Below are 26,483 nucleotides of genomic sequence, written 5' to 3' on the forward strand. Positions count from 1 at the left end.
GACGGGCTGGGGGATCCCGTGGGAGGGAAGCTAGGCTAGGGGGAACAAAATGGCAACCGATTCGTTAACCCCCAGGCCGTCTCAGCGGTTGAAGGCGCGCTTCAGCTCCGCCGCGAGGTCGGTACGCTCCCAGGTGAAGGTGCCCTTCTCCGCGTCCGGGGTGCGGCCGAAATGGCCGTAGGAGGAGGTGGGGACGTAGATCGGGCGGTTGAGGTGCAGATGCTCGCGGATGCCGCGGGGGGAGAGGTTCACCAGGTCGGAGACGACCTGGACCAGCTTGGCCTCATCCACGTCATGCCCGGTGCCGTGGAGGTCGAAGTAGACGGAGAGGGGCTTGGCGACGCCGATGGCGTAGCTGACCTGCATGGTGCAGCGATCGGCCAGGCCGGCGGCGACGACGTTCTTGGCGACGTAGCGGGCGGCATAGGCGGCGGAGCGGTCCACCTTCGTGGGGTCCTTGCCGGAGAAGGCGCCGCCGCCGTGGGGGGCCGCGCCGCCGTAGGTGTCCACGATGATCTTGCGGCCGGTGAGGCCGCAATCGCCGTCAGGCCCGCCGATGACGAAGGTGCCGGTGGGGTTGACGTAGATCTCGTCGGCCGAGGGCATCCAGCCCGGGGGGAGCGAGGTCTCGATGAAGGGGAGGACGAGGCGCTTCACGTCGTCCTGCGTCATCCCATCCTCATGCTGGGTGGAGACGACGACGGAGGTGGCGCCGACGGGCTTGCCATCGACGTACTTCAGCGTGACCTGGGACTTGGCGTCGGGCAGGAGGCCCTTCGCGGCGATGTCCTGGTTGCGGCGGCCTTCGCTGATGCGGCGGAGGATCAGGTGGGCGTAGTAGAGGGGGGCCGGCATGAGATCCGGCGTCTCACGGCAGGCGTAGCCGAACATGATGCCCTGGTCGCCGGCGCCTTCATCCTTGTTCCCGGCGGCATCGACGCCCTGGGCGATGTGGGCGGACTGGGCGTGGAGGTAGACGGAGACGTCCGCGTTCTTCCAGGAGAAGCCTTCCTGGTCGTAGCCGATGTCGTGCACGGCGAGGCGGGCCTTGTGGGCCAGGAGTTCGGCCGTGATGTCGCCGGGGCCGCGGGTTTCGCCGGCGATGACGATGCGGTTGGTGGTGACCAGCGTCTCACAGGCCACGCGGGCGTAGGGATCGGCTTCCAGGAAGGTGTCGAGCACCGTGTCCGAGATGCGGTCCGCCACCTTGTCTGGGTGGCCTTCGGAGACCGATTCGGATGTGAAAAGGTATTCGCCCGTGTCGCGCATGGCTTGGTTCGGCCTCTTGTCGCGTGAGTGGAAGCCGATTCCGGGGGATTCCGGCGGCGGGCGGGTTTCGCAGGCGCGAGAGGGGGGGTCAAGAAGACCGACTATGACGGTTGGAGACAGGCAGGGATGCGGCGGCGGCCTGCCGCGGTGCGGAGGAGGGCGCGGAGGTTGCGGAGGTATGGGACGGCGGCGCGGGTGAGGGGTGTGGTGAGGAAGTGACGCACCGCGCGGTGGACGAGGGCGGCGAGGGAGGGATCCGGCAGGAGCCAGGAGGGGCCGGGGAGGGCGCGGGGGAGGTTCAGGCGGCGGGCGAGGGTGAGGACGGGGATGCCGAGCAGGCGGTAGGTGCGACGGTGGGCGGCGCAGAGCCAATCCAGCAGGGCGCGGAGGGGTTTGGGCGCGCGCTTGCGGGCGGCGAGGCGGAGGAGGCGGGACCAGACGCCCGCGCGGGCCCAGCGGCGGAACTGGCGGTGGAGGGTATCGGCCGGGGCGGCCGTGGAGCCGGAGTGGCACCAGGGGAGGGTTGTGGTGACGAGCTGGAAGATGGCGTCCAGCCGGGCGCGGGGGTTGGGGATGGGGCGGCCCGCGCCCGTGAGGGGGAGGTGGGGGGAGAGGGCGGACCACTCGGCGTCGGTGAGGGGGGACCAGGGGCGGGAGTGGGGCATGCGGGGGCTCCTAGTCGACGACCCTTTCTAAGGAAAATATGCCCCAACAGTCAAGCCTTTTATTCCTACTGTTCGCAGAGGGTTTTCAGCAACTCGATGATACCCTTCACATCGTCAGGGATTTCGTCGGGCATCATTGCTTTCGCGATGCTCAAGGGACTACATCCAAATTTTGTTTTGATGCAGTTAGGGCCTACTTGAGTTAACTCTTTTCCACGTGCGTCAAGCATAGCCTCTGCAACATCTCGTGCTGCAAAGTTTGCAGGCACAATTAGCGCATTGTCCGCCATGAAGGAAATAATGTCAGCCATATCTCTGCTTGATGCGCGTGCGATCGCAGCTGGGCAAAGAACATAGTTCTCGATGTGTCTGCGCCTCCAAACCTTCAAATGAAGGTTAATCTCCGAATCCGCGACGGATTTGTCTCGAAGACTGACTGGATCTACCTGACCGAGCTCGTGATCATCTCTATCTCGGATACTAACTGCAATAAGGTCCGGAATCTCATGCTTCAACTGAAGAAATAGTTGCTTCCGTTCGCTACTGCCGCCTGTCCATGGCCAGACAACTAGCTTCTTGGGCCACTCGACACCTAGCTGGGTAGCCCACGCCTTTAGCATGTTGGCATCACTATGATTCTCAACGATCAGCATCCTCTTAGATTGCCTGAGAGGATCAATCTTGGGCGCGTAGTCGCTTCCAAGACCGAGGAACAAAGGAATTTTATTGCGCTCGTCCTCTAGATATTTAGCGGAGGCGCCTTTGAATGCAAAAACCTTGGAATGCTCAGCCCACCTCAGTATCTCGGTACTGTGTGTCGCCATAAGTATCTGTTTGCCAGAAGATTGCACAATACCTTCTAACGCTTCCACCAATTGGGCCTGCAAAGATGGATGAAGGTGCGCGTCAGGTTCGTCTAGAAGTAATGTGTTGACGGTAGGACTAAGGGCGAGTGCATACACACTCAACCATTGCAATAAGCCGCTCCCTTCCGCCATCAAATCCCGGGCGTTGTAATTAGGAAACCTCTTGAACGCCTTTCCGTCCATTTTGCCTTTTGCACACATCACTTTAATATAGCTGTGATAAAGAGAGTTAAAGGGTTCTACGACAAACTGCACGCCGAAGACGCGAGCCATCGTTGATTGAAGAATCTCCCACGGATCTTCGTTTCGAAGCCTCTCCAGGTCGGAATTCTTAATCTTGGTTCGTCCCGATTTCAGTCGAGCACGCTCTTTCTCATTGTCCTGAAACATGTCATGCAATAAGTTCCTAATAATTCCCCCGGCCAAGCCGCGGCCGATCATGGCCCGCCGCTCGGCTCCCGACATCTGGTTCTCTCTACTTCCAATTCCAGCAAATGGCGGCAAATATGCGACCATAGGTAAAGCATCAGATGCTGCTAAGTTGGATGATGTCTGCTTGATGAAGAGGCGGTCGTTTGTGAGTGCTAGGGCTAATTTCAGATGCTTGTCATTGCCTGTACCATCAAGCCAGTGGCTTTCGATTGAGAGAGAGTAGCCATCACTGCCTGGAAGTTGAGCTTTGAGATTAGTCCAGAGGTGCTTCAGGCTAGCAACTGCAATTGGAGAAAACTCATCATCTGAAAGTCCCAATCCTTGTCCTCTATAACCGGATAGTAAGCTATCTCTTCCTCGTTCGATTTCCAAGACAGAGCGACAGAACTCCCACACTGCGATGGCTTGCAGAAGGGTTGATTTTCCCGAATTGTTCGCTCCGGCAAGAAAGGAGATGCCTTGAGGAGATAAATTGAATGTAGACGAGCTAAAGCGTTTGAAGTTAGTGAGTGTAACGCTTCTGATCATGAATATCTCGGCTGCTGAAAATTGTGAATTTGCAAATCTTGCGCCGTATTTCTCCGGCGGCCTTCCGGATTAAGGGTCTTTTATGCTCCAAGGTTCTTAAGATGATCAAAGCAAAAACGCTGCCCCACTCTCCTCGCACACCACCCGCACCTCCTCCACCAGCGTCTGCACCATCGGAATCCCGTCCCGCCGCCGCTCGACTGTGGTGTCGTGCTCGGGGTCGCCGGGGATGAGGACGGGGGCGGCGGGGTCGGCGGGCGGGTTGTCGCGCAGGCGGGTGAGGAGGTCGTCCAGGTCGGCTTGGAAGCCTTCCCGGTCCCGGAAGGCGGTGGGGTTCAGGACGAGGAAGAAGTGGCCGGTGTGGAGTTGGGCGGAGCCGGCGCCGGTGAGGGTGGCGCAGAGGATCTCGACCATCAGGGCCAGGCCGTAGCCCTTGTGGGCGCCCTGTTCGCGGGTGCCGCCGAGGGGGGCGAGGCGACGGGCGTCCGAGGCGCGGGCGCTGTCCAGTTCCGGCTCGCCGTTCTCATCCAGGGCCCAGCCGGGGGGGAGGGGTTTTCCGGCGCGGCGGGCGATGGAGATTTTTCCGTAGGCGACGGTGGTGGTGGCCATGTCCAGCAGGACGGGGCGGGCGGGGTCGCGCGTGGGGGCGGAGAAGGCGATGGGGTTGGTGCCGAGCGCGGGTTGGGTGCCGCGGAGGGGGACCATGAGGTGGGAGGAGTTGGTGAGGGAGAGGGCGATCATTCCCTGTTCGGCGGCGAGGCGGGCGTACCAGCCGGCGGCGCCGTAGTGGTTGGAGTTGGTGACGGCGGCGACGCCGATGCCGAATTCCCGGGCCTTCTCGATCGCGGTGGTGGTGGCGAGGTGGGCGGGGACGTGGCCGATGGCGGCGTGGCCGTCGATGAGGACGCCGGGGCCGTGGTCCCGCGCGATCGTGGGGGTGGCCTTCGGGTCCAGGCGGCCTTCGCGGAAGAGGCGCTGGTAGTGGGGGAGCATGCCGACGCCGTGGGAGTCGATGCCCGTCAGATCGGTGTCCACCATGATCATGGCGGCGGTGTTGGCGTGCTCCCCGCTCATTCCCCAGGCCGCGAAGACCGCGGTGAGCTGGCGGTGGAGGGTTTCGGCGGGGACGAGGATGGTGTCGGGCATCCCGCTATTAGATCGCGGGGTCCGGGGGGTGCGTCCACCCCCCGGCGGGGGATCTAGGGGGCGGCGCTCCCTAGGCCGGCCCCGTCAGGACTTAGGACGGGTTGATGCGGGAGATCTTGGTGCCGTTGAGGGAGATGGAGGCCATGAGGCCCTGTTGGTTGAAGGTGATGGCGTAGACGGGTTCGCGGAGGGTGGTGGCGGTGAAGTTCACCTGGTCTCCGCGGTCCAGCACCACGACGGAGGGGCCGGTGCCGATTTCCCAGCCGTCGGCGCGCATGAGGGCGCCGAGGGCTTCGTCGGTCATGAAGAACATGGCGAGGCCGGCGGCCTGGGCGCCGATGAGGAGGCCGAAGGAGGCGCCGGCGATGTTGTAGTAGCCCTGGATGGTGTTGCCGCGGAGGGCGGCGCCTTCGCCGTACTGGCCGCCGACGACGAAGCCGCCCTGGATGATGCGGGGGAAGATGAGGGTGGCGCGGGCCTGGGCGAAGAGGTTGCGGGTTTCGGCGCGCTCCCGGAGGGAGACGAGGGCGGCGTTGACCTCGGCGGTGATCTCGGCGGCGGTGGCGGCCTGCGCGGGGGTGGGGCGGAGGATTGTGGGGGCGGCGAGGGCCGCGGCCGCGGCGGGGAGGAGGCGTGTGGTCAGGGCGCGGCGGGTGGGCGCGGGCATCGTGGGGCTCCTTTGGGCCGGAGGTTGGGCCGGGGGGGATGGGCCGGCGGGGCGGTTGGGAAACGCGCCTTGCGGGGCTTTGGATGCCGGGTGGTGGGCGATGTGCGAAGTGCAAGGGGGTGGCGGTACGAAAGGTGAGTTCCTGCGTTGAGGAACTGCGGCGCGTCCTGCGCCAGGAAAAATGGAGATGGGCCGATGACGCTGATCCTGATCATCATCGTGCTGTTCTTGCTGTTCGGCGGGGGCGGGTATTACGGGTATCGGAGCGGGTATTACGGGGGTGGCGGGTTTGGCGGCATCCTCGGGCTGCTGGTGATCGTGCTGATCGTTTACCTGCTGTTCGGGCGCGGCGGGATGTGAGTTGAGTTCGGGGCCGGGGGGGCGGTGCTCTTCCGGCCCTTTCAGGATTGAATGAGATAGGCCATGGCGTCCGGGATGCCGTCCCGGATGGCGAGTTCCTTCGGGGCGCGGCGGTCCGGCCGTGGGTAGGACGCGATGGGCTGGAAGGTGTGCTCGTCACGCGGAGAGCCGGGGCGGCCGTAGAGGCCCTGGGCGATGCCGGTGTTGATGGGCGTGGTGAAGGCGTGGTCGGCGTGGGCTGCCAGGAGGCGGGCCGTGTCGAAGGCGAGGAGTGTCTGCGCGCGGGCGCGGTTCACGCGGGCGAGGCGTTCGGCCTGCGGTTTGTTGAGCCAGAAGAAGACATGGGCGTTGATGTGGCGGCGCCAGGCCGTGGGGTCGTTCGCGTAGGTGCCGTGGAGGGTTTGGGCGAGGGGGGCGTCGGGCATCCACTGGTCGCGGAGGGTGGCGCCGGGGAGGCCTTCGCGGTGCAGACGGGTGAAGTTGCCGCGGCCGCGGTTGTGCTCGAGCAAGGCGGGGCGGTCGGGTTCCCGGACTTCGTAGAGGGCGACGAGGGCCGCCGCTGAGAGCAGGCCGTTCGTGGCGATGCCGGGCAGGGCCTCCGGGTCCGTGACGTGGAAGAGCGTGGGGAAGCGGGCGGCGAAGCGGGCCGCCGCTTCCATCGCTTCTGCCATGCCCTGCGTCAGGCCATGCCGAGGACGTGGCCCATGCCGTAGAGGCCGGGGGACTTACCGAGGGCCCAGAGGGCGGCGCGGACGGCGCCGGTGGCGTAGACGCGGCGGTCGAAGGAGCGGTGGGTGAGGGCGATGTGCTCCGTGCCCGCGGCGAAGAGGAGGGTGTGTTCGCCCACCACCTGGCCGGCGCGGAGGGAGGCGAAGCCGATGGCGCCGGTCTTGCGGGGGCCGGTGTGGCCGTCGCGGCCGGATTCGATGCCGGCGGCCTCCAGGGTGGTGCTGCGGCCCTTGGCCACGGCGTGGCCGAGGGCGAGGGCGGTGCCGGAGGGGGCGTCCACCTTCTGGCGGTGGTGGGTTTCGGTGATCTCCGCGTCGTAGGCCTCGGCGGGGAGGGCGGAGGCAAGGCGCTCGGCGGCGGCGAGCAGCAGGTTCACGCCGGGGGAGAAGTTAGCGGCGTAGACGATCGGGATGTGGCGCGCGGCCTCGGCCAGACGGGCTTCCTGCGCGGCGTTGAGGCCGGAGGTGCCGAGGATCAGGGGCTTCCGGGCGGCCTCGGCGGCGGCGATGTGGGGGATGGCGGCGTCCGCGGTGGTGAAGTCGATGAGGACATCGGCGGTGCGGGCGAGGGCGGCGGGATCCGTGGGCCACTGGTCGCCGCGGCGGGCGGTGCCGCCGGCGAGGGCGGCGCCGGCCGCGGCCACCTCCTCGACGAGGAGGCGGCCCATGCGGCCGGTGATTCCGAGGATGCCGATAGAGGCCATGCGCCCTTTCCCTTCCGCCCGTGGTCCCCGCGTTTTGCTTGGGATTGCGGGGCGGGGGAAGGGGCGCGGGGGCGTTACGACACCTCGAGCCAGAAGGGCTGGGCCTTATAATAGTCGTAGACGCGGCGGCTGTTGGTGTCGGAGATGTCCATGTTCTCCGTCGCGGCGTAGGCGGGCGCGCCCTCCAGTTGCTCGCGGGTCAGGTCCACCACGTAGCCGCCCTTGGTCGTGTCGTAGGTGAGGACGGACCAGGGGAGGGGGTGGTGGTTCTCGCCGAGGCCGAGGAAGCCGCCGAAGGACATCACCGCGAAGGCGACGCGGCCGGAGACCTTGTCGATCATCAGGTCCTCGACCGTGCCGAGACGCTCTCCGGCGCGGTCGTAGACGGCGGTGCCCTCCACCTTGTCGGCGGAGATGAGGCGGTGGGGGCTTTCCGGGCGGATGGTGTTGTCGGTGCCGGTGGGAAAGACGTCGGACATGGTCGGGTTCTCCCGTTTGGGATGGGGAAACGCCGAGGGGTGGGGGTGGGTTTGGCCTTAGAGGCTTGCGGCGAGGGTGACGCGGAAGGCGCGGGGTTCCACGGGGTGGAAGTGGCGGTCGGCGATGCCCCCCGCCGGCTCTCCGGGCAGACGGGAGGGGTAGAAGTAGTCGATCCCGCTCGCCTTGGTGTCGAGGAGGTTGAGGGCGTCCAGCGAGGCGGTGAGGCCGCGGGCGAAGCGGTAGCCGAGGCGGGCGTTGACGAGGGCGGTGGGGCTGGAGCGGGCGCTGTTGTCCTCCACCAGCGGGCGGGGGCCGAAAAGGCGGAGGCGGGCGGTGCCGAACCATCCCAACTCCTCGCCGAGGGTGAGGCCGGCGGAGAGGACGAGGTCCGGGGCGCCGGGGATGCGGCGGCCCTCCGGTGCCCCTTCTGGCGCACGGTCCGTGAAGCGGGCGCGGGTGGCGGCGAGGTCGAGGTCCAGGTTCAGCCAGGGGCGGGGGCGCCAGTCGTTCGTCCACTCCACGCCGGTGCGGCGGCTGGGGCGGCTGGGTTCCGTGGTGCCGGCGTCGCCCACGAAGAGAATCTCGGAGGCGAGGTCGAGGACGAAGAGGGCGAGGCGGCTCTCCAGGCCGGGGATGGCGCGGGTGGCCAGGCCGATCTCGGCGCCCCTGGCGCGGACGAGGAGGGGGACGCGCGGGAGGGGCGTGGCGCGGTCCGCGGGATCCACGGTGATGGTGGTGCCGCGCAGGTCGTTGCTGTGGAAGCCGCTGCCGGCGTTGAGGAAGAGTTCCGTTTGCCACCAGGGGCCGAGGACGAGGCCTGCCTTGGGGCTGGCGATCCAGGCGCCCGTGCCGCCGGAATTCTCCGGCGTGTCGGCCCGGACGGTGCCGCCGGCCCAGTCGGCGCGCAGGCCGCCCGTCAGGCGGAGCCAGGGGAGGGGGCGGATCGTGGTGTCGGTGAAGAGGCCGGCCGTTCCCTGTGTCACGCGGTCCGCGCGGGTGGTGGAGAGGATCTCGCGCGCGGTGGTGTGGAGGAGGCCGAGGCGGATGCTGTCCCCCCGCGCCTGCAGCCCGATGCGGGTCTCGGCGGGGCGGCCGAAGGCCTGCCAGGGAAGGCTGTGCGAGACCTCCCCGCCATAGGTCCAGCGGCGGTCGCGCTGAAGGAACCCGTCCCCGTTCTCCGGGTCGTCGAGGAGGAAGGTGAAGTTGTTGTAGAGGTCGAGGGTGGAGCGGATGCCGTAGGCGCTGGCGCGGGTGGTGCCGTAGGGGCCGGTGGTGGCCCAGCGGGCGGAGAGGCTGTGGCGCTCGGCCCTGCCGCCATCGGTGGGGTCCAGCGTGCCGAAGCGGGAGATCAGCCCCTCGGACACGGCGCGGGCGGGGATCTGGTCCGTGGCGTGCCAGCGGCCGGAATAGGTCATGGCGGTGAGGGAGAAGCCCTCCCGCTCCGTGCCCTCGCTGTAGCGGAGCAGGGCGTTGCGGCGGCGCAGGGCGTCCGGGCGGTCCCAGGGACCGTCGTAGGCGGTGGCCTCGACCGCGGCGAGGAGGTTGCCGGCGCCGAGGTTGACGGAACCGGCCGCGAGGCCGCGCCAGTAGCCGAAGCTGCCGCCCGTGACCTGCGCGAAGGGGCGGAGGGTGTTCACCAGGCCGAGGCGGAGGGCGCCGGCGGTGGCGAAGTCGCCGTCATCGGCGAAGTAGGGGCCCTTGCGGACCTGCATTCCGTCCAGCAGCTCGGGGATGAGGAAGTTGGTGTCGGCGTAGCCCTGGCCGTGGGCGTGGGTCGGCATGTTCACGGGCATGCCGTCGAGGCTGATGGCGAGGTCGGTGCCGTGGTCCAGGTTGAAGCCGCGGAGGAAGTACTGGTTCGCCTTTCCCTCCCCGCTGTGCTGCGTGACGATCAGGCCGGGCGCTGCCTCCAGCACCTCGCCCGTGCGGGCGACGGGGCGGGCGAGGAGGTGGGCGCGGGGGATCTCCAGCGCGCTGGCGGCGGGGGCGGGGGCGGTTTCCGTGACCTCCACGGGCGGCAGGATGACGGGCTGGGCGGTCGCGCCTCGGGATGCGAAAGGCCCCGCGAGAAGGGCAGCGAGAGGGATGGCAAGAGGGCGGAGGGCGCGGTGCCGCGGGGTGATGGGGCGGGGTGCCTGCCCCGGCGGTTCCTGCATCGGGTCGTTCCGGCCTTTTTCCTGCGATGCGGCAATCTGCCGGGAAGGCGGGGCCGTGGCCATGGCCAGGAGCCGGTGGGAGGGCGGTTGCTGCGGGCATCCGGCAGGGACCAGACCCGGCCGGAACGACCTTGGCGCGGCCCGGGGCTGCCCGGTTCGTGACGCCGTTGCGGGCGCACCGGTGCCGGATGGGTGAATGGGGGCGTGACGGGTTTCCGCCGCGCCCCGCTTTCCCGGCACCCGGATGACGCTTTCGCAGGACGGTCACGCCGCCGTCACGGGAACGCCCCGGCGCGGCGGGTAAGGCCGGGGCGTGCGGAACGATGAGGGCCCGATGCACCAGAGCGAGACGGCGCGGCGGTATCGCAGCGTGTTCCTCTCGGACGTGCACCTGGGCACGCGGGGATGCCGGGCGGATTTCCTGGCGGACTTCCTCCGCGGGCTGGAATGCGAGCGGCTCTACCTCGTCGGCGACATCGTGGACGGGTGGCGGCTGCGGAAGTCCTGGTTCTGGGACCCGCACCACGACGAGGTGATCCGGCTGGTTCTGCGCATGGCGCGGCACGGCACGGAGGTGGTCTACATCCCCGGCAACCACGACGAGGCCTTCCGCGACTGGCTGGGGCTGGAGATCGCCGGCGTGCGGCTGGCGGCCGAGGCGGAGCACGTGACGCCGGACGGGCGGCGGCTGCTGGTGATCCACGGCGATGCCTTCGACAGCGTGGTCCGCTACGCCAAGTTCATCGCGCTGATGGGCGACTGGGCCTATGACGCGGCGCTGGAGATGAACCGGCTGTTCAACCTGGCGCGGCGGCGCTTCGGCTATCCCTACTGGTCGCTCTCCATGTGGCTGAAGCGGCAGGTGAAGGGGGCGGTGAAGGCGATCGACCGCTTCGAGGAGGCCCTGGCGCACGAGGCGCGGCGCCGCGGCTTCGACGGCGTGGTCTGCGGCCACATCCACCACGCCGAGATGCGCGACATCGGCGGCGTGACCTACATGAATGACGGCGACTGGGTGGAGAGCTGCACCGCGCTGGTGGAGCACGCCGACGGGCGCTTCGAGCTGGTGGACTGGGCGGCGGAGCGGCGCCTCTCCTTCTTCCGGGAGCGGCGCGGGCCGGCGCAGGAGAAGGTGGCGGGGTAGGACGGCCCGCCGCCGCCCGCCCTCAGGGAACGGTGTAGTCGGAGCAGTCGGGCAGCGGCGCCTCGGGGCGGTAGGCGCCCGCCGCGGCATCGAAGCGGAACCGCCGGGTGAAGCTGCAGCGCGCGTCGCGCTGCCGCACGAGGTCGCCCCGCCCCAGCGGCCTCATCGTCGTGGAGTCGCCGGAGCGGGAGACGCCGCGCGGGAAGGCCCAGGCCTCCGTCCTGTAGGTCAGGGCCGGGCGTTCGGCCGCGGCACCGGGCGCCAGCGCGATTCGGCCGGAGAAGCCGTACTCGTCGTGGCACGCGCCCCGGCGCCTGCGCATGTCGCTCTCGCTGAAGCAGGCCCGGATCATCAGGGATGCCCCCAGCGGCGCGGTGAGCACGGGCTCGGTCCCGGCCGTCCCGTTCGCGGAGAGGTGGAACAGGCGCAGCTCCGTCGCGCTTCCCCCGCCGCCGGAATAGGAGGTGCCCGTCCGCACCTCGACCCCGGCCAGGAAGCCGCCATCCTTCAGCGGGAGGAGCGCGGGCCAGACGCCGAAGGTCTCCTCGGAGGACGAGTCCTCGGCCGGTGGGGGCGGTGCCGTCCGGGCCGCGTTGCCGGCGCGAACCAAGGGCCGGACCGCGCCGCCCTCGTCGGGTTCGGTCAGGAGGACGCACCAGCGCCTGTCGGCGGTGCAGGCCTGGGTGGGGGCGGCGCCGTTCGGGGCGGGGGGCGAGACGAGGGGGATGAGGCGGTCGCCGGCCCCGTTCCCGGCTTCCGGCGTGGCCGCCCCCCCGGCGACGGCATGGGTCGTCAGCAGGGCGAGGAGGAGAAGGCGGCGCATGGGCGGCTCCTGGTCATGCCGCCGCCTTACCGGCCACGCGGCACGCCGATCAACCGCGCCACCCCTCAGGAGGGGCGGAGCGGCGGGGCCATGCCCTTCGGCTCGTGCTGCGTGAGCGCCTGAATGAGCTGGGCGCGAAGCCACATCTCGCCGGGATCGTGGTCCACGGCGCCGCGCCAGGCCATGTAGGTGACGGATTCCGGGCAGGGGAAGGGCGGCGGGTCGGCCGCCAGCCGGCGCTTGTCGTCCAGGATCGAGAGGGCGTCGAAGACCGCCTCGCTGACGAGGCAGAGCAGGTTCGTGCCGAGCAGGGCGCGGGGAATGAGGGCGTAGTCCGGCAGGCCCAGCACCACCTCGCGCTGGCGGCCCATGCCCGCCAGGATCTCGTCCGCGATGCCGGTGAGGTCGCCGCGCGGCGTGACCAGCAGGTGCGGGCGGGCGCAGTAGGTGTCGAGGTCCACCGGGCCGGGAGAGGCGGAGTCGCGCAGCACCACCCAGCCGGTGCGGCGGATGACGCGCTGCTTCGAGCTGGCGGGCAGTTCCTCCACATGGCCGATGAAGAGGCTGATCTCGCGGGTGGCGAACATCTCGGGAATGGTGCGGTAGCTGGCGGCGCGGCTGATGAGGCGGCAGTGCGGGGCGGCCTCCCGGATGGCGGGCAGGGCGGGCATCACGGCCATGGCCACGTCCTCGGCCATGCCGATGCGGAAGGTGCGGGCGTCCGTCGCGGGATTGAAGGGGATGGATTCGCCGAGTGCGCCGGCCACGCCCTGCATCAGGGGGCCGAGCTGCTCCATCAGCGCCTCCGCCTTCGGAGTGGGTTCCAGGGTGCGGCCCTGGCGGACGAAGAGGTCGTCCTTGAAGGAGGCGCGGAGGCGGGCGAGGGCGGCGGAGGTGGCGGGCTGGGAGAGGAACAGGGCCTCCCCCGTGCGGGTGACGCTGCGGGTCTTCATCAGCGTCCAGAAGACCGGCAGGAGGTTCAGGTCGAACTTGCGGAGACCGGTTTCGATGCTGCGCTGCGACATGGGGCGACTCTGGCTGGGCGGGTGTCAAGGCGTATAGCATCCATGGGGTGAATGGTAGCTATTCGTCAAACCGGGCTGGAGAGGCCGGGGCGCCGGAACATAAGGCTGCCATCGGACGGCAATAAACGCCGCCGGCATTCACACGGAATATGTATCATGTTCGCTTTCAAGACGTTCCGGGCCCTCGGCCTCGCTGCCGTGCTGGCCGGGGCCGGGCTGGCCCATGGGGCGATGGCCGCCGAGGGCTCCTCCCCCAAGGAGGGTGCCTCCGCCTATGGCGCCTATGATTCCGCCGAGCGGGGCCTGCTGGGGCCGCGCCACCCGGTGACGACGCGTGATGCGGGGAGGGCCGCGCTGAACCTGCTGGAGGCGAGCGGCGCGACGGGCGGCGCCGGCCAGCACCAGTAAGGCTTCCGCCCCGGGGCGGGATGAATCGAAGGGGGCTGCCGGGATGCCGGCGGCCCTCTGTTCCGTCAGGCGGCGGGGACGGAGCGGAGGCGGCTGACGCGGAGCAGGCCCTCGCGCTCCAGCAGCGGGTGGGCGATGGCGGCGAGGTGGCCGGCGATGCCCTTGAGGTCGCGGGTGACGTCCAGGGCAAGGCGGGCGGTGGCCGCGGAGGCATCGTCCGCGCAATGGCCGAGGCGGCTGGCGGCCTCCCGCTCGGCCTCGCGCCAGGCCTCCTTGTCCAGCACGAGCTGCCGGGCGGCGGCAGGATCCCCGCCCATGAAGACCGCGATGGCCAGGCGGAGCTGGGCGATGGCGCGGCCGTGCAGCGCCGCGAGCTCCCCGGCCAGGGCGGGCGGCAGGGCGGTGCCGCGGCGGGCGGCCCGGGTGGCGTGGCGGGCCAGGCCGCGCTCCACCATGTCGCCCACATGCTCCAGGATGATGGCGGCGCTGTGGATCTCCTCCAGCCGGGTGGCCTCGGCGGCGGTGAGGGATTCGCGCGGGAGGTTGGCGAGGTAGGCGTGGACGGCACGGTGGAGGCCGTCCACCACGTCGTCGCGGCGGGCGGTGGCGCGGGCGCGGTCCACGTCGCCGCGGCGGAGGGCGGCGGCGGCATCGCGCAGCATCGCCTCCACCTCGTCCGCGATGCGGAGCACCTCGCGCGAGGCGTTGGCGAGGGCGACGGCAGGGGTGGAGACGGCGTCCGGGTCCAGGTAGCGGGGGGCGGCGGCGTCCGCGGCGGCGGGTGGCGCCGGCAGCAGGCGGGTGAGCAGGCGGGCGAAGGGCCCGAGAAGCGGCAGGGTGACGATCGCGAGGACCAGGTTGAAGCCGAGATGGGCATTGGCGACCAGCCGGGCAGGGGCCGGGTCCAGCGCGCCCAGGGCTTCGGTGAGGGGCGCGAGCAGGGCGAGGGCGAGGAGGGCGCCGGCCAGGCGGTTCACGAGGTTGCCGAGCGGCATCCGGAGGCGCGAGAGGTCCTGCGCGCCGTTCCGGGCGGCGAGGACGGGGGTGACGGCGCTGCCGAGATTGGCGCCCACCACCATGGCGACCGCGGCCTGGGGACCGAGCACCCCGGCGCCGGCGAGCGAGCCGACGAGCAGGACCGCCGCGACGGAGGAGTGCATGGCCCAGGCAAGCATCGCGGCGGCGACGAGGTTCAGCACGGGATAGCCGGCGAGGAGGTGCAGCGCCTCCCGGAAGACGGGGGAGGTCTGGAGGGGGGCCATGCTGTCCAGCATCAGGTGCAGCGCGGCGAGCATGAGGCCGAGGCCGAAGACGGCGCGCCCGGCCTCACGCTGGCGGGTGCCGGGGCGGCGATAGGCGGCCCAGCCCAGGAGGAGGAGGGCGGGGAAGACCGCCCGCACGTCGAAGGAGAGAAGCTGGACGATGAGGGCGGTGCCGACATTGGCGCCGAGCATCGCGGCCAGCGCCGGTTCCAGCCCGAGCGTGCCCGTGGCCGCCAGCCCGCCCACCATGAGGGCGGCGGCGGTGCTGCTCTGCAGGGCCGCGGTGACGCCGAGCCCGGCGAGGAAAGCGCGGAGGCGGGAGCCGAGGGCGACGCGGACCGCGCGGCGGAGATTCGGCCCGAAGGCGCGCTGCACGCCCCGCTGGACGAGGTGCAGGCCGAAGAGGAGGAGCGCGGCCTCCCCGGCCAGTTCGATCAGCAGGCGCAGTGCGTCCAATGCGGGTACCCCGGCGAGCAGGCCCTCATATAGGTACCATCCTAGGAAGGATGCACGTTTTTATGTGGAACCTTCCTCATGCCTCCGCGGCCGGTGAGGGGGCCTTCCCGCTTCCCGGGACGGAACGCGCGCGGAAACCACGGAGCGGAGAGGCGGTTTCCGACCCTGGCAGGCAGGGCGGCGCGGATGATCAGTGACCTCTGGTACAAGAACGCGGTGGTCTACTGCCTCTCTGTCGAGAGTTACATGGACGCCAATGGCGACGGCGTCGGCGACTTCGAGGGGCTCACGCGGCGGCTGGACTACATCCAGGGCCTGGGCGCCACCTGCATCTGGCTCATGCCGTTCCAGCCTTCCCCGCAGAAAGACAATGGCTACGACATCTCGGACTACTACGGCGTCGATCCGCGCTACGGCACGCTCGGCGACTTCGTGGAGTTCACCCATGGCTGCCATCAGCGCGGGATGCGGGTGATCATCGACCTCGTCGTCAACCACACCTCGGACCAGCACCCGTGGTTCCAGGAGGCGCGGCGCGATCCGCACTCCAAGTACCGGGACTGGTACGTGTGGTCGGACAAGCGGCCGGCGAATGCGGAGGAGGGGATCGTCTTTCCCGGCGTGCAGAAGACGACCTGGACGCGCGACGCGGAGGCGAAGCTCTACTACTTCCATCGCTTCTACGAGTTCCAGCCGGACCTCAACACCGAGAACCCCCATGTGCAGGCCGAGATCCTGAAGATCATGGGCTTCTGGCTGCAGCTCGGCGTCTCCGGCTTCCGCATGGATGCGGTGCCCTTCGTGATCGCGAAGAAGGGCGCGGATGTCGTGAAGCCCGTGGAGCGCTACGACATGCTGCGCGACCTGCGGGAGTTCCTGCAGTGGCGCAAGGGCGACGCCATCATCCTCGCCGAAGCCAACGTGCTGCCGAAGACCGACATGGAGTACTTCGGGGATGACGGCGACCGCATGCAGATGATGTTCAACTTCCAAGTCAACCAGAACCTGTTCTACGCCCTGGCCGCGGGGGATTCCCGCCCGCTGGCCAAGGCGCTGGAGGCCACGCGCGGGCGCCCGGCCAGCGCGCAATGGGGCCTGTTCCTGCGTAACCATGATGAGCTGGACCTCGGGCGGCTGACGGAGCGGCAGCGCCAGGCCGTGTTCGCCGCCTTCGGGCCGGACAAGTCCATGCAGCTCTACGACCGCGGCATCCGCCGCCGCCTCGCGCCGATGCTGCACGGGGACCGGCGCCGCTACGAGCTGGCGACGAGCCTGATGCTCACCCTGCCCGGCACGCCGGTGATCCGCTACGGCGACGAGATCGGCATGGGGGACGACCTTTCGTTGCCGGAGCGGGAATGCGCGCGCACGCCGATGCAGTGGTCCACCGAGCCGCATGGCGGCTTCACCAAGCACGACGAGCCGCCCAACCCCGTCATCTCCGGCGGGCCCTACGGCTACGAGCACGTGAACGTCGCGGCCCAGCGCCGCGATCCCTCCTCCCTCCTCAACTGGACGGAGCGCGTGATCCGGATGCGCAAGGAGATCCCGGAGATCGGGTGGGGCGACTTCGAGGTGGTGCCCACGGGCCGGGACGACATCCTGGCCATCCGCTACGACTGGCGCGGCAACTCCGTGCTGGCGGTGCACAACCTGAGCGCGGAGCCGCAGGAGATCGAGGTCGATCCCGGCGCCTCAGGGTCGCATGACAGCCTGCTGATCAACCTCCTCTCGGAGGATCACAGCCAGCCGGCGGACGGGAAGCACCACCGCATCCTGATGGAGCCCTACGGCTACCGCTGGTTCCGCGTGGGCGGGCTGGACTACCTGCTCCGCCGCACGGAGATCTAGGGCGGCGGCTAGTCCCGCGCGCCGCGCACGCCTTCCGCCAGGGCCCGTACCCCGTCCAGCACGGCGCGCACCGTGCCGGGGGTGGCGCGGCCCTCCTCGTCCAGCGTTCCGACGAGGATCTCGATGAGGGAGGAGGCGACGACGGCGCCGTCCGCCACCTGCACCGCTTCCGCGGCCTGCTGCGGGGTGCGCACGCCGAAGCCGATCGCGACGGGCAGGTCGGTCGCCGCCCGGATGCGGGGGATGGCGGCGGCGAGGTCCGCCGCGTCGGCGGAGCGCGTGCCGGTGATGCCGGTGATGGCAACGTAGTAAATGAAGCCGCTGGCGCCATCGAGCACGGTGGGAAGGCGTGATTCCAGCGTGGTGGGCGCCACCAGGCGGATCATGTCCAGCCCTTGCGCGAAGGGCTGCACCTCGTCCGCCTCCTCCGGTGGCATGTCCACGATGATGAGGCCGTCCACGCCGGAGCAGCGGCAATCCTCGCAGAAGCGCTCCGGGCCATAGGCGAGGATGGGGTTCAGGTAGCCCATCAGCACCAGCGGCGTGCTCTCGTCGTCGCGCCGGAAGTCCCTGACCATGGCGAGCGCGCCGGCGAGCGTGCCGCCGGCCTTCAGCGCGCGCTGCCCGGCCTTCTGCACGGTCGGGCCATCGGCGGCGGGATCGGTGAAGGGCACGCCGATCTCGATCAGGTCCGCCCCCGCGCCGGGCATGCCGCGCAGGATGGCCATGCTCGTCGCGGGATCGGGGTCGTAGGCTTCCAGGAAGGGCATGAGCGCGCCGCGGCCCTCGGCGCGCAGCTTGGCGAAGCGCCGGGCGATGCGGCCGCCCGGCACCGGCTCGATGCAGCCCTCCGCGGTGGGGAGTGTCTCGCCCATCAGATCTCCACCCCCATGTGGTGGGCCACCGTGAAGATGTCCTTGTCGCCGCGGCCGGAGAGGTTGAGGACGATGATGCTCTCCTTCGGCATGGTCGGGGCGCGCTTGATCACCTCGGCCAGGCCATGGGCGGATTCCAGGGCGGGGATGATCCCCTCCAGCTTGGAGCAGAGCTGGAAGGCCTCCAGCGCCTCGCTGTCGGTGGCCGCCGTGTACTCCACGCGCCCGATCTCGTGCAGCCAGGAATGCTCGGGGCCGATGCCCGGGTAGTCCAGGCCGGCGGAGATGGAGTGGGCCTCCGTGATCTGCCCGTGCCGGTCCTGCAGCAGGTAGGTCTTGTTCCCGTGCAGCACGCCCGGCGATCCGCCGTTGATGGCCGCGGCATGGGCGCCGGACTCGATCCCGTGCCCGGCGGCTTCCACGCCCACCAGCTTTACCTCGGAATCGTCGAGGAAGGGGTGGAAGATGCCCATGGCCGACGACCCGCCGCCGACGGCGCAGACCACCACGTCCGGCAGGCGCCCCTCGATCGCCAGGCACTGCTCCCGCGTCTCGTCCCCGATCACGGACTGGAAGTCCCGCACCATTTGCGGGTAGGGCGCAGGGCCGGCGACGGTGCCGATGCAGTAGTAGGTGTCCTGCACGTTCGCGACCCAGTAGCGCAGGGCCTCGTTCATCGCGTCCTTCAGCGTGGCGGAGCCGGAGGTCACGGCGTTCACCTCCGCGCCCAGCAGCTTCATGCGGAACACGTTGGGCTTTTGCCGTTCCACGTCCGTCGCGCCCATGAAGACGGTGCAGGGCAGGTCGAACAGGGCGCAGGCCGTGGCGGTGGCCACGCCGTGCTGGCCCGCACCGGTCTCCGCGATGATGCGGGTCTTGCCCATGCGGCGGGCGAGCATGATCTGCGCCAGCACCGCGTTGATCTTGTGCGCGCCGGTGTGGTTCAGCTCCTCGCGCTTCAGGTAGACCTTCGCGCCGCCCAGGTGGTTCGTCAGCCGCTCCGCGAACCAGAGCGGGGAGGGGCGGCCCACATAGTCCTTCAGCAGCCGCCGCCACTCCCGGTCGAATTCCGGGTCCTTCCGCGCCGCGTCGTAGGCTTCCTGCACCTCCGTGATGTTCGGCATCAGCGTCTCGGCCACGAAGCGGCCGCCGAAATCGCCGAAGCGGCCGCGGGCGTCCGGGCCACTCCGCAGGGAGTTGGGGCGGGAGGCGTTGGGGAGGGGCTTGTTCACGGCGGCAGTCTCCCGTGCGTGGTTGGCCCGAAAGGCGCGGGCGAGGAGGGTCTTAGCCTGAGGCGGGGGCGGGGTCACGCCGCCATCGCAGCACCCCAATTCCCAATCCCGCCAGCACCAGCGCCATCCCCGCCAGCCGCGCCGTCCCGAAGCTCTCCCCCACCACCAGCGCCGCCGAAGCGGCGCCGGTGATCGGCACCAGCAGCGCGAAGGGCGCGACCGTGGTGGCGGGATAGCGGGCCATCAGGAACCCCCAGATGCCGTAGCCGATGGAGGTGGCGGCGACCGCCACGTAGAGCACCCCCGCCACCCCGCCCCATCGCAGGTGGGTCAGCGCATGGGCCACCGTGCCCGGCCCCTCCAGCGCCAGGGACATGGCCAGCAGGGGCAGGATCGGCACCAGGGCCATCCAGGACATCAGCGCCAGCGCATCCCCGGTCCGCCCGGCGCCGCGGAGCAGCACGTTCCCCATCGCCCAGCACGCCGCGCTGCCGAGACAGAGCCCCAGCCCGAGCGCCGTCACCCCGTTGCCGCCCACCGTCGTCCCGATCAGCACCAGCCCGGCGAAGGCCACCGCCATCCCGGCGATGGCGCGCGGCGTCGGCCTCTCCCGTAGCAACGCCGCCGCGATCAGCCCGGTCATGAAGGCCTGGGACTGCTGGGTGACGGAGGCCAGCCCCGGCGGCATTCCCGCCGCCATCCCCGTGAAGAGCAGCGCGAATTGCCCGACGAAGAGGAAGGCCCCGATCGCCAGCAGCCGCCCCGTGGAGATCGCCGGCCGGGGTAGCCACAGCACGGGAATGGCGGCGATCACGAAGCGCAGCGCCGCCATCAGCAGCGGCGGCATGCCGGAATCCAGCGCGATCCGGATCATGACGAAGTTGAAGCCCCAGAGCGCGGTGGTCAGAAGCGCGAGGGCGATGTGGGCGGGCTTCACGCGGGCTGCCCCAGGGGAGGGGAGAAGGAATTCTCCCCTCCCCTGGAACCCCACCCCTCATCTTCTTTTGGGAGACTGCCGGGGAATGCGGATCTGTCGGTTCGCCGAGCCTCCATGAGCCTCGGCGCGGGCCATGCCCCACGGAGACCGAGTGATAGAAAAAGATGATGGGGGCCTGGGGGAAGAATTCCTTCTTCTCCCAGCGGAGGGTTCGGTAGGCGGAGCCTCCCGAGGGCAAGGGCGATCATCACGCCCCACGCGCTGCGCGCAGGAAGTCGGCGATGCGGGCCGGGTCCTTCACGCCGCGCGCCCGCTCCACGCCGGAGGAGACGTCGACGCCCGGCGCGCCCGTGGCGCGCACGGCCTCCGCCACGTTCTCCGGCGTCAGGCCGCCGGCGAGGAGCCAGGGGCGGGGAATGGGGCGGCCGGCGAGCAGGGACCAGTCGAAACGGACCGCGTTGCCGCCGGGCAGGGTAGCGCCGGGCGGGGGCTTGGCGTCCAGCAGGAAGGCGTCGGCGACGGGGGCGAAGGCGTCCAGCGCGTCGAGGTCGGCGGGGGTGGCGATGCCCAGGACCTTCATGACGGGCAGGGCAAAGCGCTGGCGCAGGGCGGCGGCGCGTTCCGGGGTTTCGGCGCCGTGGAGCTGGAGCATGTCCAGCTCCGTGGCGGCCAGGACGGCGGCGATGGCGTCGTCGGTGGCGTCCACGAAGAGGCCGACGCGGAGGGGCGCGCCGTCCTCCTGCGCGGGCATCTGGGCGGAGAGGGCGGCGGCGGCCTCGGGCGAGAGGAAGCGCGGGGAAGGGGGGAAGAAGTTGAGGCCGATCATGTCGGCGCCGCCGGCGATGGCGGCGTCGAGGCCAGCGGCGTCGTTCAGGCCGCAGATCTTGGCGAGGGTCATCGGCGCAGGGATCCCGCGATGGCGGCGGCGGCGGCTGCGGGGTCCGGGGCGGCGGTGATGGGGCGGCCGATCACCAGCCAGTCGGCGCCGGCATCCGCCGTTTCCTCGGGGGTGGCGATGCGGGACTGGTCGTCCGCGGCGCTGCCGGCGGGGCGGATGCCCGGGACGACGAGCAGGGGGCCTGCGCCGTGGGCGGCGCGGATCATCGGGACCTCGCGGGGGGAGCAGACGAGGCCGTCGGCGCCGGCATCGAGGGCCAGGCGGGCGAGGCGGAGGACCTGCTGGGCGGGGCCGCCGGAGATGCCGGTGCTGGCGAGGGTGGCGGCATCGGTGCTGGTGAGGACAGTGACGGCGAGGATCGCGGGACGGTCCGGGCCGGCTTCCTCCGCGGCGCGGCGGGCGGCTTCCACCATGGCGGGGCCTCCGGCGGCATGGATCGTGAGCATGGCCGGGCGGAGGGCGCAGGCGGATCGGACGGCACCGGCGACGGTGTTGGGGATGTCGTGGAACTTCAGGTCCAGGAAGATCGGCGCCCTGGCCGCGATGCGGGCAATGGCGGCGGGACCGTTGGCGACGAAGTATTCCAGGCCGAGCTTGAGGCAGCCGACATGGGGCGCCAGCGCCTCCGCCAGGGCTTCCGCCCGCTGCGGGCTGCCCGTGTCCAGGGCGGCGATGATGCCGGCATGGGGCGGTCGCGGGATCATGGCTGGATCTCCTCGGGGCGGTCGCCGCAGCCGATCCGGAAGCGCGTCGCCAGGCGTTCCACCGCGGAGGCGGGGGCGTAGAGGCGCAGGCGGTAGGCCGCGGCGCCCGCCACGTCCAGCCCCGTGGGGCTGGTGACGGTGATGGCTGCAATGCTGCCGAGGCAACGCAGGGGCAGCACCTGCCGCGCGACGAGGTGGGACTGGCGGATCACCGTTCCATCCGCGCGGGTGACCTGCAGGTCCAGGCGGTTGTCAGTCTCGTAGGACCACATCTCCCGGCCGTCGCCGAATTGCAGGGCGACCAGGGGGCGGGGGGTGGGCAGGGTAACGCGGGCGGCGCCGTTTCCGGTTTCCAGGGTGAAGGCCTCCCGCGGGAGGTTCGTGACGCGGGCGAGGTCCACGCCGCCGAGGATGACGAGAGTCATGGGCAGGGCGAAGCGCCAGCCCGGCCGCAGCATCGCGCCGATGCCGAGGAGGAACAGGGCGCCGAAGCCGAGGAGCAGGCGGGCGAGGGCGGCGCGCTGGGTGGGGTCGTCCAGCTCCACCGGGAGGAGGAGGCCGAAGTGAAGGGGGAGGACGCGGTCGAAGACCACGCCGTAGCTCATCGTGGTCTGCCGGTTTTCCAGGAAGTTGTTGGGGCCGGCGAAGAACAGGACGGTGTTGATGGCAGTGAGGAGCAGGAGGAGGGCGCCGGGGAGGCGCATGGCGATCCCCCTCTCCTTCCCGATCCAGTGGGCGAGGCCTACCGCGAGCATCGGCATGGAGAGGACCCAGAAGCGGGCGGGCCAGCCCTCCCCGGGGTTCACGCCGACGCCGGTGACGGCGGCGACCAGCAGGAGGGCGAGGCCCTGGCGGGCGAGGGGGGCGTCCTTCCAGGCGCCGGCGGCCAGGCCCGCCATGCCGAGGATCCAGATTGGGGCATAGGCGAGCAGGCCGTGGCGGACATTGAAGAGCTGCATCGGCAGCACTTCCGCCCAGGCCCAGGGAAGGGGCGGGCGGGCGCTGTTCACCGGGCCGGTGATGCTGCCGTGGATGGCGAGGTTCAGGGCGACCAGCAGCGCCAGACCGGCGATGCCGGGCAGGAGGAGAAGGGCCGCGCGCCGCCATTCCCCCGCGCGCACCGCCGGCCAGAGGAGGAAGGCGTAGAGGGCGGCGGCGACGACCGAGCCGCGCATATGGGCAAAGGGGATGGCGGTGATGACGATCGCGGTCAGCAGGTCCGCTCGGAGGCCCGCGCCCGCGGGCTGCACCCGCCACCAGGCGAAGGCGGCGAGGGCGAAGATCCAGGCCTCCATGTAGAAGAGGTGGAGGTAGGGCATGAGCGGCACCGTGAGGGCCGCGACGAGGGTGGTGAGGATGGCGGCCCGGGGCCCGGCCGCGAGGCGGCAGAGGCGGTGGACCGCGACGAGGCCGGCAAGGCCGACCATGAGGGTGACGAAGCGCGGCGCTTGTGCGGAGAGCAGGGTAAAGGGGGCGAGCAGGGCCGCAACGTAGACGGGGTGCGAGGGGCCGCTGCTGCCGACGAGGCTGGGCGGCAGATCGGCCGCCGGCAGGCCGGTGGCGGCGCGGTGGATCGCGGACCATTCCCCGAGCGGCATGGTGAAGCTGCCGTGGCGGATGAGGGAGGCGGCGTAGAGAAGGTAGCGGGGCTCGTCGCCCGTCATGCCCTGGCGGCGCGTGGTCAGGAGCAGGGCCGCCACCCCGACGAGAAGGGCGGCGAGGGCGATGTCGTCCCAGCGGCGGGTCGGGGCAGGGTGTGTCATCGGGGATCCGGGCCGGACCAGCGGAGGGATTCCATGTCCAGCGTGCAGAGGCCGGGGAGGAGGCCGTGGCGCGCGGCCTCGGCTTGCAGGCGTTCCCGGTAATCGGGGCGGCCCGGCTCGGCGAGGTCCCAGCCGGGGGGGAGGAAGGTGGAGTAGCCGTTGATCGTGGGCAGGTTGGTCCGCGCGGCGACGAGCATGGCGTCCACGTTGTGGCTGTAGGTGGCGGGGATGGTGCCCTGCGGCACGCCTTCCCGCGCACGGGAGGCGGCGAAGACGGTGCAGCCGGCGGTGGGTGGGGCGAGGGCCTCCATGCGGGCCAGCTCCTCCCACGTGTCGAGCATCCAGAGGGGGGCGCGCCAGGAATCGAGCAGCAGCAGCGCGCCGAGGGCGAGGGCCAGCGCGCGGGAGCGGGCGCTGGCCTGCCAGAGCATCCAGGCGAGGAGGAGGACGAGGGCCGGGCCGCCGAGGAACATGATGCGCGGCACCACGCGGAAGGCGTGGGCGCCCGGCACGGCATCCCAGATCAGGGCCCAGGGCCAGACCCCGCCGTAGCGGACCGTCATCAGGGAGAGGATGAGCGCGGCGCCGCCGGCGGCGAGGAGGAGGCGTGCCCGCCGGTCCCCGGCGCGGGCGCGGCGCCAGGCGAGAGGGAGGGCGGCGAGGGAGAGGAGCCAGAAGAAAGGGGCGAAGCCGTTCTGGAGCGGGGCGCGGCCGCGGCGGGTGATCCAGCCCTGCATCCAGCCCCAGAGGGGGCTGCTTTCCCCGACCGCGATGAGGCTGTGGGGCTGGCCGCCGTGGAGGAGGGCGAGGTCGCGGGCGTGGAGGCCGGTCTGCCGGACCAGGGGAAGGTAGAGGAGGAGGGCGGGGAGGAGGGCGAGGGCGAGGATCGTGGCGAGGGCGGCGAGGGTGGCGAGGCCGCGGGGGGTTGGGCGAAGGCGGGACAGGGCGTCGCGCGGGGCGGCGAGGATCAGGAGGAGGGCCGCGAGCAGGGTGACGAGGCCGGTGCCCCAGGCGACGTAGAAGGCGGTGAGGAGGACGAGGCCGTAGAGGAGGGCTGCGGGGGCGCCCCAGGCGAGGGCGGCGGCGTGGCGGCCGGCGAGGAGGGTGCGCGCGGATTCCAGGGCCATCCAGAGGGCCAGCAGGGCGGGGCCGGTGGCGGCGAACTGGGCGTGGTGGATTTCCTGTACCAGCGCGGGGAGGGCGGTGGCGAGGGTGGCGGCGAAGATGGAGGGCGCCCAGGGCAGGGCGAGGATGCGGCGGGCGATGAGGAGGAGGGCGAGGAAGCCGGTTGCCTTCTGGGCGATCTGCGCGAGGTCGGCGGCGAGGAAGGGGTGGGCGCCGAGGGCGCGGAGGGGGGCGTAGAGGAGGCCGTGGAGGAGGTAGCCGTCGTTGTAGGCGAGGGTGCCGGGCCAGGGATGGAACCAGGCGACCTTCGTGACGGGGGCGAGGCCGCGGAGGGCGTGCCACCAGTGCTCGTGCACGGCGAGGGCGATGAAGCCGTCGAACCGGTCGCCGGTGAAGAGGCGGAAGCCGGTGGAGAGCGGGGGCCAGAAGAGATAGGCGAGGGTGGCGAGGAGGGCGGTGGAGGCGAGGAGGAGGGCCACCGGGCGGGGGAGGTCCCCGCCCGGCGGAGGGGGGTTCACAGGGCGCCGCCCTTGCGACCGGCCATGGCGCCGAGGCGGAGGCGCAGCGCGTTCAGCTTGATGAAGCCCTGGGCATCGAACTGGTCGTAGGCGCCCTGGTCTTCCTCAAACGTGACGTGCTTCATCGAGTAGAGGCTGTTGGGGCTGCGGCGGCCGGTGACGATGACGTTGCCCTTGTAGAGCTTCAGGCGGACTTCGCCGGAGACGCTGGCCTGGGAGGCATCGGCCATGGCCTGGATCATGCGGCGTTCCGGGGAGAACCAGAAGCCGTTGTAGATCAGCTCCGCGTAGCGGGGCATGAGGCTGTCCTTCAGGTGGGCAGCCTCTCGGTCCAGGGTGATGGATTCGATGGCGCGGTGGGCGGTGTAGAGGATGGTGCCGCCCGGGGTTTCGTAGGCGCCGCGGGACTTCATGCCGACGAAGCGGTTCTCCACCAGGTCCAGGCGGCCGATGCCGTTTTCCTTGCCCAGCGCGTTCAGGCGGGTGAGCAGGGTGGCGGGGGACATGGCTTCGTCGTTGATGGCGACGGCGTCGCCGCGCTCAAACCGGACGACGATTTCGGTGGCTTTGTCGGGGGCGTCCATGGGGGAGATGGTGCGCTGCCAGACGACCTCGGGCGGCTCGTCCCAGGGTTCTTCGAGGACTTTGCCTTCGGAGCTGCTGTGGAGGAGGTTGGCGTCCACGCTGAAGGGGGCTTCGCCGCGCTTGTCCTTGGCGATGGGGATCTGGTGTTCCTCGGCGAAGGTGAGGAGGCGGGTGCGGGAGGTGAGGTCCCATTCGCGCCAGGGGGCGATGACCTTCACGTCTGGCTTGAGGGCGTAGTAGGCGATCTCGAACCGGACCTGGTCGTTGCCCTTGCCGGTGGCGCCGTGGGAGACGGCGTCCGCCCCGACCTGTTCCGCGATCTCGATCTGGCGCTTCGCGATGAGGGGGCGGGCGATGGAGGTGCCGAGGAGGTAGCAGCCTTCATAGAGCGCGTTCATGCGGAACATGGGGAAGACGAAGTCGCGGGTGAATTCTTCCCGCAGGTCGTCCATGAAGATGTTTTCCGGCTTGATGCCGAGGAGGAGGGCCTTGTCCTTCGCCGGGCCGAGTTCCTCACCCTGGCCGAGATCGGCGGTGAAGGTGACGACTTCAGCGTTGTAGGTGGTTTGGAGCCATTTGAGGATGACGGAGGTGTCCAGCCCGCCGGAGTAGGCGAGGACGACCTTCTTCACGTCTTTCACGGGCATGGGAATGCGCCTTCCGCGGGAGAAATCGGGCGGGATGTGCCGCAGCGCAGCGGTTGGGGCAAGCCAGAGGCTTGCCGCAGCGGCAGCGCTGCGAGCGCGGCGCGAAGCGCTGCCGCCCGGTTGGAGGCCGGGTGAGACCCCAGGGCAACGCGAAGCGTTGTCCCGCCCCACCCGCGACGCAGGACGCGGGGCAACGCAAGTTCGGCGGGACGATGCTTCGCATCGCCCT

Annotated in this window: 24 protein-coding genes; 4 read left to right on the top strand and 20 right to left on the bottom strand. The window is 70.3% G+C overall.

Annotation, left to right across the window (positions count from 1 at the left end; all coding sequences use genetic code 11):
• Nucleotides 1-81: 81 nt before the first annotated feature.
• From metK to J5Y10_RS13645, 5 genes are all read right to left on the bottom strand, one after another.
• Nucleotides 82-1,269, bottom strand: a complete 1,188-nt coding sequence (metK, locus tag J5Y10_RS13625) for a methionine adenosyltransferase (RefSeq protein ID WP_209374394.1) — start codon at nt 1,267-1,269, stop codon at nt 82-84.
• A gap of 101 nt (nt 1,270-1,370) precedes the next feature.
• A complete protein-coding gene (locus J5Y10_RS13630; RefSeq protein WP_209374395.1) occupies nt 1,371-1,934 on the bottom strand; it encodes a transposase in 564 nt (187 codons plus the stop codon).
• 65 nt (nt 1,935-1,999) lie between these two features.
• A complete protein-coding gene (locus J5Y10_RS13635) occupies nt 2,000-3,760 on the bottom strand; it encodes an AAA family ATPase (RefSeq protein ID WP_209374397.1) in 1,761 nt (586 codons plus the stop codon).
• Between the two features lie 105 nt (nt 3,761-3,865).
• A complete protein-coding gene (locus tag J5Y10_RS13640) occupies nt 3,866-4,906 on the bottom strand; it encodes an Ldh family oxidoreductase (protein ID WP_209374399.1) in 1,041 nt (346 codons plus the stop codon).
• A 91-nt stretch (nt 4,907-4,997) separates the two neighbouring features.
• Nucleotides 4,998-5,573, bottom strand: coding sequence for a lipid-binding SYLF domain-containing protein (locus J5Y10_RS13645; RefSeq protein ID WP_209374401.1), 576 nt, complete (start codon nt 5,571-5,573; stop codon nt 4,998-5,000).
• A gap of 195 nt (nt 5,574-5,768) precedes the next feature.
• On the opposite strand from J5Y10_RS13645, the gene J5Y10_RS13650 reads away from it, so the two are divergent.
• Entirely contained in the window at nt 5,769-5,933 is a 165-nt protein-coding gene (locus J5Y10_RS13650) for a DUF3309 family protein (RefSeq protein ID WP_209374403.1), read from the top strand.
• A gap of 41 nt (nt 5,934-5,974) precedes the next feature.
• Here the strand turns inward: J5Y10_RS13650 and J5Y10_RS13655 are convergent, their stop codons facing one another.
• From J5Y10_RS13655 to J5Y10_RS13670, 4 genes are all read right to left on the bottom strand, one after another.
• Nucleotides 5,975-6,604, bottom strand: coding sequence for a DUF7002 family protein (locus J5Y10_RS13655; protein WP_209374415.1), 630 nt, complete (start codon nt 6,602-6,604; stop codon nt 5,975-5,977).
• A gap of 8 nt (nt 6,605-6,612) precedes the next feature.
• On the bottom strand, nt 6,613-7,365 hold the full coding sequence (dapB, locus tag J5Y10_RS13660) for a 4-hydroxy-tetrahydrodipicolinate reductase (protein ID WP_209374417.1): 753 nt from the start codon (nt 7,363-7,365) through the stop codon (nt 6,613-6,615).
• A gap of 74 nt (nt 7,366-7,439) precedes the next feature.
• Nucleotides 7,440-7,844 (bottom strand): PRC-barrel domain-containing protein, encoded by a 405-nt coding sequence (locus tag J5Y10_RS13665; RefSeq protein ID WP_209374419.1) that lies wholly within the window; start codon nt 7,842-7,844, stop codon nt 7,440-7,442.
• 57 nt (nt 7,845-7,901) lie between these two features.
• On the bottom strand, nt 7,902-10,001 hold the full coding sequence (locus J5Y10_RS13670) for a TonB-dependent receptor (protein WP_209374421.1): 2,100 nt from the start codon (nt 9,999-10,001) through the stop codon (nt 7,902-7,904).
• A 334-nt stretch (nt 10,002-10,335) separates the two neighbouring features.
• Here J5Y10_RS13670 and J5Y10_RS13675 point away from each other — a divergent pair, with 334 nt between their 5' ends.
• Entirely contained in the window at nt 10,336-11,145 is an 810-nt protein-coding gene (locus tag J5Y10_RS13675; RefSeq protein WP_209374423.1) for a UDP-2,3-diacylglucosamine diphosphatase, read from the top strand.
• Between the two features lie 22 nt (nt 11,146-11,167).
• Here J5Y10_RS13675 and J5Y10_RS13680 read toward each other — a convergent pair whose 3' ends face one another.
• Both J5Y10_RS13680 and J5Y10_RS13685 read right to left on the bottom strand, forming a co-directional pair.
• The gene (locus J5Y10_RS13680) at nt 11,168-11,968 is read right to left on the bottom strand and encodes a hypothetical protein (RefSeq protein ID WP_209374425.1); all 801 of its coding nucleotides are present in this window, start codon (nt 11,966-11,968) and stop codon (nt 11,168-11,170) included.
• Nucleotides 11,969-12,033: 65 nt separating this feature from the next.
• On the bottom strand, nt 12,034-12,993 hold the full coding sequence (locus J5Y10_RS13685) for a LysR family transcriptional regulator (RefSeq protein WP_209374433.1): 960 nt from the start codon (nt 12,991-12,993) through the stop codon (nt 12,034-12,036).
• 156 nt (nt 12,994-13,149) lie between these two features.
• On the opposite strand from J5Y10_RS13685, the gene J5Y10_RS13690 reads away from it, so the two are divergent.
• Nucleotides 13,150-13,401: a hypothetical protein gene (locus J5Y10_RS13690; protein ID WP_209374435.1), complete on the top strand. Its 252-nt coding sequence runs from the start codon at nt 13,150-13,152 to the stop codon at nt 13,399-13,401.
• A 65-nt stretch (nt 13,402-13,466) separates the two neighbouring features.
• Here J5Y10_RS13690 and J5Y10_RS13695 read toward each other — a convergent pair whose 3' ends face one another.
• Complete coding sequence (locus J5Y10_RS13695; protein WP_209374437.1) at nt 13,467-15,119, bottom strand: Na/Pi cotransporter family protein; 1,653 nt, start codon at nt 15,117-15,119, stop codon at nt 13,467-13,469.
• Between the two features lie 186 nt (nt 15,120-15,305).
• Here J5Y10_RS13695 and J5Y10_RS13700 point away from each other — a divergent pair, with 186 nt between their 5' ends.
• A complete protein-coding gene (locus J5Y10_RS13700; protein ID WP_209374439.1) occupies nt 15,306-16,970 on the top strand; it encodes an alpha-amylase family protein in 1,665 nt (554 codons plus the stop codon).
• A gap of 8 nt (nt 16,971-16,978) precedes the next feature.
• Here J5Y10_RS13700 and trpA read toward each other — a convergent pair whose 3' ends face one another.
• The 8 genes from trpA to J5Y10_RS13740 all read right to left on the bottom strand — a co-directional run bounded on the left by trpA (nt 16,979) and on the right by J5Y10_RS13740 (nt 26,254).
• Entirely contained in the window at nt 16,979-17,845 is an 867-nt protein-coding gene (gene trpA / locus J5Y10_RS13705) for a tryptophan synthase subunit alpha (RefSeq protein ID WP_209374441.1), read from the bottom strand.
• Complete coding sequence (gene trpB, locus J5Y10_RS13710) at nt 17,845-19,077, bottom strand: tryptophan synthase subunit beta (protein WP_209374443.1); 1,233 nt, start codon at nt 19,075-19,077, stop codon at nt 17,845-17,847. Before trpB ends, trpA begins: the two co-directional genes overlap by 1 nt.
• 52 nt (nt 19,078-19,129) lie before the next feature.
• Nucleotides 19,130-20,014: an EamA family transporter gene (locus J5Y10_RS28740; protein ID WP_209374450.1), complete on the bottom strand. Its 885-nt coding sequence runs from the start codon at nt 20,012-20,014 to the stop codon at nt 19,130-19,132.
• 247 nt (nt 20,015-20,261) lie between these two features.
• The gene (locus J5Y10_RS13720; protein ID WP_209374452.1) at nt 20,262-20,912 is read right to left on the bottom strand and encodes a phosphoribosylanthranilate isomerase; all 651 of its coding nucleotides are present in this window, start codon (nt 20,910-20,912) and stop codon (nt 20,262-20,264) included.
• Complete coding sequence (gene pyrF / locus J5Y10_RS13725; protein WP_209374454.1) at nt 20,909-21,616, bottom strand: orotidine-5'-phosphate decarboxylase; 708 nt, start codon at nt 21,614-21,616, stop codon at nt 20,909-20,911. Before pyrF ends, J5Y10_RS13720 begins: the two co-directional genes overlap by 4 nt.
• The gene (locus J5Y10_RS13730; protein WP_209374456.1) at nt 21,613-23,379 is read right to left on the bottom strand and encodes a hypothetical protein; all 1,767 of its coding nucleotides are present in this window, start codon (nt 23,377-23,379) and stop codon (nt 21,613-21,615) included. The genes pyrF and J5Y10_RS13730 overlap by 4 nt, the downstream gene beginning before the upstream one ends.
• Nucleotides 23,376-25,022: a hypothetical protein gene (locus J5Y10_RS13735; protein WP_209374458.1), complete on the bottom strand. Its 1,647-nt coding sequence runs from the start codon at nt 25,020-25,022 to the stop codon at nt 23,376-23,378. Before J5Y10_RS13735 ends, J5Y10_RS13730 begins: the two co-directional genes overlap by 4 nt.
• On the bottom strand, nt 25,019-26,254 hold the full coding sequence (locus J5Y10_RS13740) for an argininosuccinate synthase (RefSeq protein WP_209374466.1): 1,236 nt from the start codon (nt 26,252-26,254) through the stop codon (nt 25,019-25,021). The genes J5Y10_RS13735 and J5Y10_RS13740 overlap by 4 nt, the downstream gene beginning before the upstream one ends.
• Between the last annotated feature and the right edge of the window lie 229 nt (nt 26,255-26,483).

Origin of the sequence: Roseomonas indoligenes (assembly GCF_017813365.1) — a bacterium.
GTDB lineage: Bacteria > Pseudomonadota > Alphaproteobacteria > Acetobacterales > Acetobacteraceae > Roseomonas > Roseomonas indoligenes.